The sequence below is a fragment of the Enterobacter cloacae complex sp. P13B genome (assembly GCF_014895915.1).
In the GTDB taxonomy this organism is placed as follows: domain Bacteria; phylum Pseudomonadota; class Gammaproteobacteria; order Enterobacterales; family Enterobacteriaceae; genus Enterobacter; species Enterobacter bugandensis.
The window spans coordinates 59,113-71,971 of record NZ_JADBQN010000024.1 but is presented as its reverse complement, the minus strand read 5'-3'; the positions used below and the strand labels follow the sequence as shown (position 1 = coordinate 71,971).

Here is a 12,859-nt window from a genome sequence, read left to right as displayed (position 1 = left end):
AAAGGCGCAGATATCTGCGCCTTTTTTATGGAAGTGACGCTATGAAAATACTGCAAATTGCCGTCGGGATTATTCGCAACCCGCAAAACCAAATCTTCATCACCCAGCGCGCTGCTGACGCCCATATGGCGAACAAGTGGGAGTTTCCTGGCGGGAAAATCGAATCAGGAGAAACGCCGGAAGAGGCGCTGGTGCGTGAGCTGCAGGAAGAGGTGGGGATTACCCCGCTTGGCGCCACGCTGTTCGATAAGCTGGAGTATCAGTTTCCCGACAGGCACATCACGCTGTGGTTCTGGCTGGTGGAAAGCTGGGAAGGTGAACCCTGGGGAAAAGAGGGACAGCCGGGTAACTGGGTTGAACTTCAGGTCAGTGATGCCGACAAATTCCCGCCAGCCAATGAGCCTGTGATCCGCCGCTTAGCGACAAACATGTAGGCCTGCCGAACGAATCGCCAGCAGGCTTTGAACGTTACTGCTGGCTTTCGCTCCAGTCATCGCTATCCGAGAGGTCGCCTTCGCTCGGAATTCGTTTCTCTTCCGCCGCCCATTCGCCCAGATCAATGAGCTGACAGCGCTTGCAGCAGAACGGGCGAAACGGACTCACTTCTCCCCAGACGACAGTTTTCCCACAGGTTGGGCAGTTTACGGTGGTGACGTCAGACATTGGCACTCCTTAACAACAGGCCAGTTCAAAATCGAGGCGTTCCGGCACGGTGCCATTTTCACTGTCCAGCGGCATAAAGCGGATCGCGAAACGGCTTTTATGCCCGGAAATTTGTGGATAAAGCTGCTCGCCAAGAGACAAATTTAGACGCAGAAGATCGGCGTCGTCGCCGTTGTCCTGATAAAAACCGTTGAGACTGGTTTGCTTGCGGAACGGGGCAGAGTTACGCACAAGATCGAGGATCAGCGATAGCGTCTGATTCATCGGCTCCAGGCTACCCAGCCAGCTGTTTACCTGGTGATCGCGCTGTTCCTGCGGCATATGCAGCCACATATGCAGCGTTGGCAGATCAAAGCTACAGCAACCGCCCGGTATGCTCAGGCGCTGGCGCACCAGCGCTATCAAACGGTCTTCTCGTAAATATTGCCCAACGCGCGGCGCGGCCATCAGCGTCGTGCTGCTGTTTTTCAACTGCTGGCGTAAGGCGTCAATTCGACTTTGATCCACGCCCGGTACTTCGGCCCAGGCCTGTAATTTACGCTGCTGGCGCTCCAGCTCTTTCAACAGCTCCGTGCGGACATCGCCACGTTCAATCACATCCAGCAGATCGCCTACGTTGCGAAAGAAGTGCAACGCCGTGGCATGATCGTTAACAGGCAGATGTTGTGAAAGCTGTTGGATGAGAAATTCAATGCGCAGCCAGGTACGCATTTTTTCATTAAGCGGGTGCTCAAAAAGGATGTGAGTCGACATTATGGTTTTTCCTGTGCAACGGCCTGCGCGGCGAAGGTTAGATACTGCTCGTGCAGGCGGGCAACATCCGATGCAATGGCATCTGGTGCGCCGTTATTATCAATAACATCATCCGCAACGGCAAGGCGCTGAGCGCGAGTGGCCTGAGCGGCAAGAATTTGTTCAGCATGTTCACGCGAGACGTGGTCGCGCGTCATGGTTCGCTGGATTTGCGTCTCGGGTGTGACATCAATCACCAATACCCGATTGGCTTTCTTATGCAGCTGATTTTCTACCAGGAGCGGAACCACCCACAGGACATAGGGCGAGCGGGCTGCGGCTATCTGACGCTGAGTTTCCTGGTGGATAATGGGGTGGAGCAGGGCATTAAGCCAGGCTTTTTCCGCAGAATCGGAAAAAATATATTCGCGAAGCTGACGGCGGTTCAGTGTGCCATCGGCATTGATGATTGCCTGACCGAAATGGTCGGCGATGGCCTTTAGCGCGGGTGTATTGGGCTCTACCACCTGACGGGCAATAATATCAGCATCAATAATCGCGATGCCGAGACGAGAAAACGCGTCCGCAACGGTACTTTTGCCACTACCGATGCCGCCGGTTACTGCGACGATATACCCCATTAAATCAAATCCTGGGAATTATTCATTATGGAAATCAGTTGCTTAAAAAACAAACGTGCGACAGTAATTGTTTGATTCTCTTTACCGGCTTTTTACCAGGTAAATTTATAGGATTGTAGCGTAAAAAAAGAGAATTTCGCAGTCTTGCGGAGCAGGTATTAGTGCGTATGATAGCGTCACTGGAGTTGTGCTTTTAACATATTTGCCTCTAACCCCAGGAATCCGCACATGCGTATCGAAGAAGATCTGAAGTTAGGTTTCAAAGACGTTCTTATCCGCCCTAAACGCTCTACACTGAAAAGTCGCTCAGACGTTGAACTCGAACGTCAATTCACCTTTAAGCATTCCGGTCAGACGTGGTCTGGCGTGCCAATCATTGCTGCCAACATGGATACAGTCGGTACCTTTGAGATGGCAACGGCGCTGGCTCAGTTCGATATTCTTACTGCAGTCCACAAGCACTACACTCCTGAAGAGTGGAATGCGTTTGTTGCGTCCGCCTCTGCTGACGTGGTGAAGCACGTGATGGTTTCCACCGGTACTTCCGACGCCGATTTCGAGAAAACCAAACAGATCCTGAATGCCAACCCGGCGCTTAGCTTCGTTTGTATTGATGTGGCGAACGGTTACTCCGAGCACTTCGTGCAGTTCGTCAGCAAGGCGCGCGAAGCCTGGCCGACCAAAACTATCATTGCGGGCAACGTGGTGACCGGTGAAATGTGTGAAGAGCTGATCCTTTCCGGTGCCGACATCGTGAAAGTGGGCATTGGCCCGGGCTCCGTATGCACCACGCGCGTGAAAACCGGAGTTGGTTATCCGCAGCTTTCCGCGGTCATTGAATGTGCCGACGCGGCGCACGGCCTGGGCGGCCAGATCATCAGCGACGGCGGTTGCACCATGCCGGGCGATGTCGCAAAGGCCTTTGGCGGCGGCGCGGACTTCGTGATGCTCGGCGGTATGCTGGCAGGCCACGAAGAGAGCGGCGGCACCGTGGTGGAAGAGAACGGCGAAAAATTCATGCTGTTCTACGGTATGAGCTCTGAATCCGCGATGACCCGCCACGTCGGTGGCGTGGCAAAATACCGTGCGGCAGAAGGCAAAACCGTGAAGCTGCCTCTGCGCGGCCCGGTTGAAAACACCGCGCGCGACATCCTGGGCGGTCTGCGCTCAGCCTGTACCTACGTGGGTGCATCCCGCCTGAAAGAGCTGACGAAACGCACAACGTTTATTCGCGTTCAGGAGCAGGAAAACCGCGTTTTCAATAGCCTGTAATGGCTTTCGCTGGCGCATGCTCGTGCGCCAGCGCTGCTGCACTACCCCGCGCTCATCGCATCACCCAGATGGAAAATCGGCAGATACATTGCCACCACCAGCGTGCCGATGATAACCCCCGTAACAACCAGGAGCAGTGGCTCCAGAAGCGCCGCCAGGTTGTCTGCCCGTTGAAAGGTCTGTTCCATGTGATGGCGAGCAAGGTTTGCCAGCATGACGTCCAGCGAACCTGACATCTCACCGGTTCGTAAAAGCTGAATACAGAGCGGGGTAAACATTGCCGCCTTCTGAAAGGACGACCAGACGGGGAGACCTTTTTCAATGTTCTCGCGTATGCTGCGGAGTATTCCCTGCCAGTACCGGCTTTCAACAGTCTCTTCTGCACTTTCAAGCCCCTGTAAGAATGCAATGCCCGCCTGCTGCGTGAGCGACAGCACGGTGAAGATCTGCCCCAGTTTTTGCCCTTTCGCCAGCGCGCCCATTACGGGAAAACTCAGCAGAATACGCTGCCAGCGAGGATGGTGTCGCAGAGGCCAGGCTGCGGTTACGGGAACAAGCAGCGTCGCGAACAGCGCAAAGGCATATGACTGCATAAACGCGGCTATCCCCATAACAATTCGCGTCAGCGCCGGAAGCGGGGTATTAAAGGTTTTGTAGATCGCGGCAAATTCGGGCAAAACCAGGGTGACCATTGCCAGCACGACGAGCACGGCCAGCGTCAGGACGATCGCCGGGTAGCGCAGCGCTTTTTTCACCTTCGCGCTGAGCTGCTGCTGCGCTTTTTGCTGCTCTGCAAGCTCTCGGCAGCACGCTTCAAGCTTCCCCGTTAGCTCTCCGGTTTTCACCATTGAGATATGCAGTGGGCTAAAGACCGCTGGCCACCGTTTGAGCGCCTCAGAAAAAGGACAGCCTTCACTGAGTTCATCGGCAACGTTTTGCAGTAGTCCCCGCCACGGTTCTACTGGATGTTGGTCTGCCAGCATTTGCAGACTATGCGCGAGCGTCAGCCCGGCCTGCAGGAGCGTTGCGAGCTGACGAAACATCTCGTAGCAGTGATGTGGACGCCAGCGGTGCCTTTGAGCGCATCGGGTCAGGGCCAGAGGATGGAGGTCGTTACGCATCAGCCTGGTGAAGGCTGCGTTGCGGTCGGTGGCCCAGAGTACCCCGTTTCGGGATTCTCCTTCAGCGGAGATTGCTCGCCAGCGCCAGAGTTGATTAGCAGCCATCGGGCATACCCAGAACACGCACTAACTCTTCAAGCGTGGTCATCCCTTGTTCAACGGCCATGCAGCCGTGTTCAAACAGCGAGATGAGTCCAGCCTGTCGGGCGCTGGCTTCAATCACCTCGGTGCCTGCCCCGCTGGCAATAGCCTGGCGCAGGGGATTATCGATCTCAAGTACTTCAAAAATGGCCACGCGCCCGTAAAAACCGTGATAACAACGATCGCAGCCTGCAGGCTGCCAGCGAGGAAGTTGCCGCGGCCAAACCGAGCGCGGCAGGTCCGTATGCTCCCCTGTTTTCTGTCGGCAGTGCGGGCAAAGGCGCCGAACCAGCCGCTGGGCAATCACCATCGAAAGCGCGGAAGAGATCATCCAGCGCGCCACGCCCATCTGCTCCAGACGAATGAGGGTTTCCGTCGTCGAGTTGGTGTGTAGCGTCGACAATACAAGATGCCCGGTCTGCGCGGCTTTAATGGCAATTTCTGCCGTTTCACCATCGCGAATTTCCCCGACCATAATGATGTCCGGATCCTGACGGAGCAGCGCTCTCAGTACGCTCTGGAATGTTAAGCCCGCGCGGGGGTTAACCTGCGTCTGATTTAACCCCGCAAGCGGGATCTCGATGGGATCCTCCACGCTGCAGATGTTGACGTCAGGGGTGTTACGCGCCTGAAGTGCGCTGTAGAGCGTTACGGTTTTGCCGCTGCCCGTCGGGCCGGTGACCAGAATTAGCCCCTGAGGCTGGTGGAGTACCTCATTAAAACAGGCCAGCTGTTTAGCGCTCATGCCAAGCGCGTTCGGCTCCAGCGCCTGCTTAACCTGATGTAGCAAACGCAGCACAATTTTCTCACCGCCGTTGCAGGGAAGCGTGGCGATACGAAACGAGACCGGCTCGTTTGTCAGCTCAATCGTAAACTGACCGTCCTGAGGTAAGCGCCGTTCCGCAATATCCAGGTTACCCAGCACTTTTAACCGGGCGCTGAGCATCGTCGCCAGCGCGGCGGAAAGGGGAGGCTGCGGATAAAGTACCCCGTCGATACGTAAGCGGATCTGGCACGCGTGCTCCATTGGTTCGATATGGATGTCAGACGCGCGCTGGTTTACTGCCTGCTGCAGCGTCTGGTTGAGGATATCCACCGCAGAGTAGGGTTGCGAAACGACGGGCAGATGCGATTGCGCGGTTAACTGCCGGTGCTTTTCCATGCGTTCAGCGCTCCAGCATTCGATATCAATCCGCTTCTGGGTCGCGAAGCGCAGGGCCTCCATCAGTTCAGGCGCGGGGGTTCCCACGACGGCGATGCTAATCATGTCGCTGTCGCTGGTGAGCAGTAGCGCATGGTGGCGAAGACAAAGCGCCACGAGTTGATCGGTGTTCATTATCCGCTCCTTAGTTAGTGTCGAAGCGGAAGACGTCTTCGCAGGCCTGCTTAAGCGCGCTGTCAGCACTGATATTACAGTCACGCGTCCAGCCCGTAATACCGTTGCCGTTGCTCCACTGCGGCGTCATGGTTACCGTCAGCCCGTTCAGGCTCTCCTGGCCTGTTAAGGTCACGATCCCTTTTGCCACGCTCATTCCTGAAACGTAACGCGTCGTTGCAGGAGAGGGAATACCGTTACTGCCGGCATCGCAGCTCTCCACGCCGCCGCGATCGAGCGCGCAAAGCTCAATGGCAGTGCGATAGGGAACGAAAGTTTGCAGCATATCGGTGAGGGCTGCTTTACGCAGGTAGTTCTGATAGGCGGGAACGCCGATGGCGCTCAGAATCGCAATAATGCCAATGACCACCATCAGCTCAATGAGTGTGAATCCTTGTTGTCTGTCCATATCTGCTCCTTATGCAAAGTGGCGCTACTTTGTCAGCGGGACAGGGCAGAAACGAGGGGCAAAAAAGATAACGAGAAAGGAGCTTCAGAGAATTCATTCCGTGTTGCAGAGAAGGACAATGGATTTGCGAGCGAGGCTGAAATTCCCCTCTCCGGGCAGAGAGGGGAGCGTGCGTTATTTGAAGCGCATTGAGAGATCGAGGGCGTGAACGTGCTTGGTCAGCGCGCCAACGGAGATGTAATCCACGCCGGTTTCGGCGAACTCACGGATCGTCTCGAAAGTGACGTTTCCGGACACTTCAAGCTGGGCCCGGCCGTTGGTCAGTTTCACCGCCTCGCGCATCTGCTCCGTCTCGAAATTATCGAGCATGATGATATCGGCCCCGGCCTTGATCGCCTGCTCCAGCTCTTCCAGGCTTTCGACCTCCACCTCAACCGGCACATCCGGATGCAGCCAGAAGGCCTTTTCCACCGCCTGACGCACGGAGCCAGAAGCAATAATGTGGTTCTCTTTAATCAGGAAAGCATCGGATAAGCCCAGACGATGGTTTGCGCCGCCGCCGCAGAGCACCGCGTACTTCAGCGCAGTGCGCAGGCCCGGCAGCGTTTTGCGGGTATCAAGCAGCTGGGTACGGGTGCCGGCCAGCAGGTCAACGTAGCGGCGCACTTCACTGGCGACGCCAGAGAGCGTTTGGACAAAATTGAGCGCGGTACGCTCGCCGGTCAGTAATACGCGGGAAGGACCGTCCAGCTCGAACAGCGGCTGATTGGCGGTCACTGCATCACCATCATCAACGTGCCATGTCACCTGTACATCGTCACCCGCCAGCTGAGTAAAGACCTCTTCAACCCAACGCTTGCCGCAGAAAACGCCCTCCTCACGGGTGATAATGACCGCGTGCGAGCGTGTCTCTTTTGGCAACAATTGTGCGGTAATATCTTTATCGGCGTTAACGTCACCCCCCAGGTCTTCTTTCAACGCATGGGCGACGCTTGCCGGAATATCCATATTAATACGTTCCAGAAGCGCTTCACGTCGGTGGTCGGGGTTGTAGCGGCGAGGCGGCATGATAAAACTCCAAATTGGTAACGAATCATAATATTGAAACATGCTACTCTGAACCGAGTCATTGCACCATACAGAAGGAGTTCCAGCATGTTGTTAGAAAACGGATGGCTGGTGGATGCGCGGCATGTGCCCTCGCCGCACCACGACTGCCGCCCGGAGGATGAAAAGCCCACACTGCTGGTGGTTCATAATATTAGCCTCCCGCCGGGTGAGTTTGGCGGCCCGTGGATCGATGCGTTATTCACGGGAACGATAGATCCCAATGCTCATCCCTTCTTCGCTGAGATTGCGCATCTGCGCGTGTCGGCTCACTGCCTGATTCGCCGTGATGGTGAGGTAGTTCAGTATGTTCCTTTTGATAAGCGCGCCTGGCATGCCGGGGTATCGATGTATCACGGGCGCGAACGGTGCAACGATTTCTCGATTGGGATTGAGCTGGAAGGCACGGATACTACCCCCTACACCGATGCCCAGTATCAGCAGCTGGTTGCTATTACCCACACGCTTATCGGACTCTACCCGGCAATCGCCGACAATATTACCGGGCACAGCGATATCGCTCCGGCGAGAAAAACCGATCCCGGCCCGGCATTTGACTGGTCGCGGTTTCGCGCCATGCTTGCCGCGTCGTCAGAATAAGGAGATACCATGACGTTGTTTACCATGCTGCTGGTTATCATCGCCGAACGCCTGTTCAAGCTCGGCGAGCACTGGCAACTGGATCACCGGCTGGAGGTGTTGTTCCGCCGCATCAAGCACTTTTCCATGCTGCGCACGCTGCTGATGATGGCGGGCGTCATGCTGATTACCTTCCTGCTGCTGCGCTCGCTGTACGGACTCTTTTTCAACGTGCCGCTGCTGGTGGTGTGGATCCTGCTCGGCGTGCTGTGCATTGGTGCGGGCAAGGTGCGTTTGCACTATCACGCCTACCTGAAAGCCGCCTCCCGTGACGATGCCCACGCGCGCGGCGCGATGGCGAGCGAGCTGACGATGATCCACGGCGTGCCGCCGGACTGCGACGAGCGCGAGTTCCTGCGCGAGCTGCAAAACGCGCTGCTGTGGATTAACTTCCGCTACTACCTGGCTCCGCTGTTCTGGTTTGTGGTGGGCGGCCCGTGGGGGCCGGTACTGCTGATGGGCTATGCGTTTCTGCGCGCCTGGCAGACCTGGCTTGCCCGTTATCTGACGCCGCATGAGCGTTTGCTGTCCGGCATTGATGCCATCCTGCACGTGCTCGACTGGCTCCCGGTGCGTCTGGTGGGCGTGGTGTACGCCTTAATTGGCCACGGTGAAAAAGCGCTGCCCGCATGGTTCGCTTCTCTTGGGGACCGCCATACGTCCCAGTACCAGGTGTTGACGCGCCTGGCGCAGTTCTCGCTGGCGCGCGAACCGCATACCGACAAGATCGAAACGCCAAAAGCCGCCGTCTCCATGGCGAAGAAAACCTCGTTTGTGGTGGTGGTGATTGTGGCGCTGCTGACGATTTACGGCACGCTGGTGTAACCCAGCGCGCCGCAGACGCTATAACGTATCCGCAGGCGGGATGCCGAAATCAGGCATCCCGTTTTCGTCCCAGCGGACAAGCTTCAGGCGAGTATGACGGTTCGGATCGTAAAGCGGATCGCCTTCAATTTCGGTGTAATTTCTTGCGTGGTACACCAATACATCTTCCCCTTCCGGCGTTTGCGTAAAGCTGTTGTGGCCTGGCCCGTACTGGTTGTTCTCATAGCTGGTGACGAAAACCGGGCGAGGGGATTTGTGCCAGTTTGCCGGGTTTTGCGGATCGGCGTTCAGGTCTATCCACAGTAACCCCATGCAGTAGTTCTCATCGGTGGCGCTGGCGGAGTAGCTGATAAACAGCTTATCGCTGTGAACCAGCACCGCCGGACCTTCGTTGACCCAGAAACCACGGCATTCCCAGTCGTATTCTGGCTTGCTGAGCATCACCGGCTCGCCTTTCAGCGTCCACGGGTTCTCCATTTCACACAGATAGAGGTTAGAGTTGCCGGAAATATCCGGGGCTTTTTGCGCCCACAGGTACCAGCGTTTGCCCTGATGAACAAAGGTGGTGGCATCCAGGGCGAAGGTGTCGAACGGGGTGTTGATTTGCCCTTTCTCGATCCAGGTACCGCTGAGCGGATCGCGGTCCGCACACTCAATCGCAAACATGCGGTGCTGGAACATCCCGAGTGCGTCGAGCGCCTGGGTGTGCGTCGCGGCAAAATAGATGTACCACTTGCCGTCAACGTGGTGCAGTTCTGGCGCCCAGATTAGCTGGCTCATCGGGCCGGTCTCGGGTTTGCGCCAGACCACCACCTCTTCAGCGTCGCGTAGTCCTTCCAGAGAGTCTGCGCGGCGGATCGCCAGCCTGTCGTACTGCGGCACGGAGGCAATAAAATAGTACTGTCCCTCATGGCGTAAAATGTACGGGTCGGCGCGTTGTTCGATAAACGGGTTTGGCCAGTTATGCATGCGGCTTTCCTTATTTAGTCTCAGCGGCTTTGAGTTCCTGATAGTCATTCAGCTCGCGGTAGTTGGTACGGCGCTTTTCCAGATCGGCCTGGATCTGCTTCATGGTTTCGCGGTCCACCTTCAGCAGACGTACCACCCCAGCGGTAATTAAGTATCCAATGCCCGGAATGACGGTAAAGAGCAGCACGATCCCGTTAATGGCGTCCGCGCTTTGCGCTTTTGCGCCCGCGTCATAACCGTACCAGGAGAGCAGGAAGCCGACCATCGCACCGGCAATCGCCAGGCCCAGTTTCAGGAAGAAGATGTTACCCGAGAAGCTGATCCCGGTGATGCGCTTCCCGGTTTTCCACTCGCCGTAGTCGTCCACGTCAGCCATCAGCGACCAGTGCAGCGGAGACGGGATCTGGTGCAGGATGTTAAGCAGGAAATAGAGCACCACGATGGTAACGGTGGCTTTCGGGTCGAAGAAATAGAAGGCGCAGGAGAATGCCGCCAGCACGATATTGGTCCAGAAGAAGACCTTCAGCTTACACCAGCGGTCGGTCAGCACTTTCGCCAGCACGCTGCCAAGCATCATGCCGACAACGCCCAGGCTGATAAACAGCGTGGCGAAGTGGGTGCTCTGGCCCATCACCCAGGTGACGTAATACATGGTCGCCGCCATGCGGATAAAGCCCGGGCAGACGTTGCACAGCGTGAGCAGCAAAATGCGCACCCACTGGTCGTTTTTCCACACGTCTTTCAGGTCGTTTTTCAGTTCGTCGTTGGTTTGCACTGCCGGACGCACGCGCTCGCGCACGGTGGCGAAGCAGAACAGGAACATACAGGTACCAATCAGCGCCAGGACAGTCATCGCCATCTGGTAGCCTTTGGCTTTGTTATCCCCGCCAAACCAGTCGGCCATCGGCAGCAGCGTTAAGGAGAGCAGCAGCGTGGCGATGCCGACCAGCACGAAGCGATACGACTGGCAGGCCACGCGCTCTTTTGGATCGTTGGTGATCACCCCACCTAACGAGCAGTAAGGGATGTTGATGGCCGTATAGGTTAACGAGAGCAGGAAGTAGGTGACAAACGCATAGATAACTTTGCTGTTATAGCTCCACTCCGGGGTGGTGAACATCAGAATGCTGAACAGCGCGTAGGGGAACGCAATCCACAGCAGCCATGGACGAAACCGGCCATATTTACTGCGGGTACGGTCGGCAATCGCCCCCATAATCGGGTCCGTTACGGCATCAATTACGCGGACGGACAGCAGCAGCACGCCGACCAGCGCAGGCGCCAGGCCAAAAATATCCGTATAGAAATAGTTAACAAACAGCATGATGGCGCCGAAGATGATGTTGCATCCCGCGTCGCCCATCCCATAGCCGATCTTTTCTTTTACTGACAGTTTGTTGTTATCCATCGACAGCTCTCCGGTTTACGGTATGGGGAGAATTATTCGCTGGCAAAGGAATATATGCGTTGCAGTATCAGGGCGGTGATATGGATAAATGTGCTGTTGGCGTGAAAGTGTGAAGGAGGTAACAACGCGCGGCACCCGCAAAAACAGGTGCCGCGGCGAGAGGTTTAGTGCGCCTTCATGGCATTACGGCTTTTCTGGCTGAAGAGATAGCCAACACCAAGGATCGCAATCCAGACCGGGATCAGGTAGACGGAAATCGCCATGCCCGGCGTGATCAGCATGATCACCAGCACGGCCGCCATAAACAGCAGGCAAATCCAGTTACCCAGCGGATAGAGCAGGGCAGGGAAGCGCGTGGTGACGCCCTGCTGCTGTTTCGCGCGGCGGAACTTCATGTGCGCCAGGCTGATCATCGCCCAGTTGATAACCAGAGCGGAGACTACCAGCGCCATCAGCAGGCCAAACGCCGATTCCGGTGCCATGTAGTTAATCAGCACGCACAGCGCGGTCACGATGGCTGAAACAATGATGGTATTCACCGGCACGCCGCGTTTATCCACGTTGAGCAGCATCTTCGGCGCGTTGCCCTGCTGGGCCAGGCCGAACAGCATACGGCTGTTGCAGTATACGCAGCTGTTGTAAACGGAGAGCGCTGCGGTCAGCACCACGATGTTCAGGGCGTTGGCGACAAAGGTATCGCCCAGCTCGTGGAAGATGAGAACAAACGGGCTGGTGTCAGCGGTCACGCGCGTCCACGGCAGCAGGGAGAGCAGCACGGCCAGTGAGCCCACATAGAAGATCAGAATACGGTAGATAACCTGATTTGTGGCTTTCGGGATGCTTTGCTCCGGGTTATCGGCTTCGGCAGCGGTAATACCCACCAGCTCCAGGCCGCCGAAGGAGAACATAATGATTGCCATCATCATCACCAGACCGGTCATGCCGTGAGGCAGGAAGCCGCCCTGTTCCCAGAGGTTACGCACGGTAGCCTGCGGGCCGCCGTTGCCGCTGAACAGCAGCCAGCCACCGAAGATGATCATCGCCACAACGGCAATGACTTTGATAATGGCAAACCAGAACTCCATCTCGCCGAACACTTTTACGTTGGTCAGGTTAATGGCGTTGATAATCACGAAGAAGGCTGCAGCAGACGCCCATGTGGGGATCTCCGGATACCAGAACTGAATGTACTTCCCGACGGCGGTCAGCTCGGCCATAGCAACCAGAACGTACAGCACCCAGTAGTTCCAGCCGGAGGCGAAACCCGCAAAGCTGCCCCAGTATTTATAGGCAAAGTGGCTGAACGAGCCTGCGACCGGCTCTTCAACGACCATTTCGCCAAGCTGGCGCATGATCAGAAAAGCGATGAAACCCGCAATCGCGTAACCCAAAATAATACCCGGACCGGCTGACTGGATAACGGATGCGCTGCCCAGAAACAGGCCGGTACCAATCGCACCGCCCAGTGCGATGAGCTGTATATGGCGGTTTTTAAGTCCGCGCTTTAGCTGATCGCCGTGCTGTTGAGCTTCCATTTGAAACCTCGTGTGTGGTTGT

At 56.4% G+C, this 12,859-nt stretch carries 14 protein-coding genes; 4 read left to right on the top strand and 10 right to left on the bottom strand.

Translation table 11 applies throughout. The annotated features are described in order from the left end of the window. Positions 1-41: 41 nt before the first annotated feature. Complete coding sequence (gene mutT / locus IM273_RS11915) at positions 42-434, top strand: 8-oxo-dGTP diphosphatase MutT (RefSeq protein ID WP_028015515.1); 393 nt, start codon at positions 42-44, stop codon at positions 432-434. A 34-nt stretch (positions 435-468) separates the two neighbouring features. Here mutT and yacG read toward each other — a convergent pair whose 3' ends face one another. From yacG to coaE, 3 genes are read right to left on the bottom strand one after another with little or no spacing between them, the layout of a single operon-like run. Then, a complete protein-coding gene (gene yacG, locus IM273_RS11910; protein WP_028015516.1) occupies positions 469-663 on the bottom strand; it encodes a DNA gyrase inhibitor YacG in 195 nt (64 codons plus the stop codon). Between the two features lie 9 nt (positions 664-672). Beyond that, positions 673-1,416, bottom strand: a complete 744-nt coding sequence (zapD, locus tag IM273_RS11905; RefSeq protein ID WP_193050426.1) for a cell division protein ZapD — start codon at positions 1,414-1,416, stop codon at positions 673-675. Beyond that, on the bottom strand, positions 1,416-2,036 hold the full coding sequence (coaE, locus tag IM273_RS11900) for a dephospho-CoA kinase (protein ID WP_028015518.1): 621 nt from the start codon (positions 2,034-2,036) through the stop codon (positions 1,416-1,418). The genes zapD and coaE overlap by 1 nt, the downstream gene beginning before the upstream one ends. Before the next feature lie 228 nt (positions 2,037-2,264). Here coaE and IM273_RS11895 point away from each other — a divergent pair, with 228 nt between their 5' ends. Then, complete coding sequence (locus tag IM273_RS11895) at positions 2,265-3,308, top strand: GMP reductase (RefSeq protein WP_028015519.1); 1,044 nt, start codon at positions 2,265-2,267, stop codon at positions 3,306-3,308. A gap of 41 nt (positions 3,309-3,349) precedes the next feature. Here the strand turns inward: IM273_RS11895 and hofC are convergent, their stop codons facing one another. From hofC to nadC, 4 genes are all read right to left on the bottom strand, one after another. After that, positions 3,350-4,534 carry a protein transport protein HofC gene (gene hofC / locus IM273_RS11890; RefSeq protein WP_193050428.1) on the bottom strand — a complete coding sequence of 395 codons (1,185 nt, stop codon included), beginning with the start codon at positions 4,532-4,534 and terminating at the stop codon, positions 3,350-3,352. After that, positions 4,524-5,906: a type II secretion system protein GspE gene (gspE, locus tag IM273_RS11885; protein WP_193050429.1), complete on the bottom strand. Its 1,383-nt coding sequence runs from the start codon at positions 5,904-5,906 to the stop codon at positions 4,524-4,526. Before gspE ends, hofC begins: the two co-directional genes overlap by 11 nt. 10 nt (positions 5,907-5,916) lie before the next feature. After that, positions 5,917-6,354 (bottom strand): prepilin peptidase-dependent pilin, encoded by a 438-nt coding sequence (ppdD, locus tag IM273_RS11880; RefSeq protein WP_193050431.1) that lies wholly within the window; start codon positions 6,352-6,354, stop codon positions 5,917-5,919. 174 nt (positions 6,355-6,528) lie between these two features. Beyond that, entirely contained in the window at positions 6,529-7,422 is an 894-nt protein-coding gene (gene nadC, locus IM273_RS11875; protein ID WP_193050433.1) for a carboxylating nicotinate-nucleotide diphosphorylase, read from the bottom strand. Between the two features lie 87 nt (positions 7,423-7,509). On the opposite strand from nadC, the gene ampD reads away from it, so the two are divergent. Beyond that, complete coding sequence (gene ampD / locus IM273_RS11870; RefSeq protein WP_116342530.1) at positions 7,510-8,061, top strand: 1,6-anhydro-N-acetylmuramyl-L-alanine amidase AmpD; 552 nt, start codon at positions 7,510-7,512, stop codon at positions 8,059-8,061. A gap of 9 nt (positions 8,062-8,070) precedes the next feature. After that, positions 8,071-8,925, top strand: a complete 855-nt coding sequence (gene ampE, locus IM273_RS11865; RefSeq protein WP_028015525.1) for a beta-lactamase regulator AmpE — start codon at positions 8,071-8,073, stop codon at positions 8,923-8,925. Between the two features lie 18 nt (positions 8,926-8,943). Here ampE and IM273_RS11860 read toward each other — a convergent pair whose 3' ends face one another. The 3 genes from IM273_RS11860 to aroP form a co-directional block, all read right to left on the bottom strand. Next, entirely contained in the window at positions 8,944-9,894 is a 951-nt protein-coding gene (locus tag IM273_RS11860) for a family 43 glycosylhydrolase (protein WP_193050435.1), read from the bottom strand. A 10-nt stretch (positions 9,895-9,904) separates the two neighbouring features. Then, positions 9,905-11,302 carry a glycoside-pentoside-hexuronide (GPH):cation symporter gene (locus tag IM273_RS11855; protein ID WP_045259469.1) on the bottom strand — a complete coding sequence of 466 codons (1,398 nt, stop codon included), beginning with the start codon at positions 11,300-11,302 and terminating at the stop codon, positions 9,905-9,907. A 164-nt stretch (positions 11,303-11,466) separates the two neighbouring features. Beyond that, a complete protein-coding gene (gene aroP, locus IM273_RS11850) occupies positions 11,467-12,837 on the bottom strand; it encodes an aromatic amino acid transporter AroP (protein WP_028015528.1) in 1,371 nt (456 codons plus the stop codon). Positions 12,838-12,859: the final 22 nt, after the last annotated feature.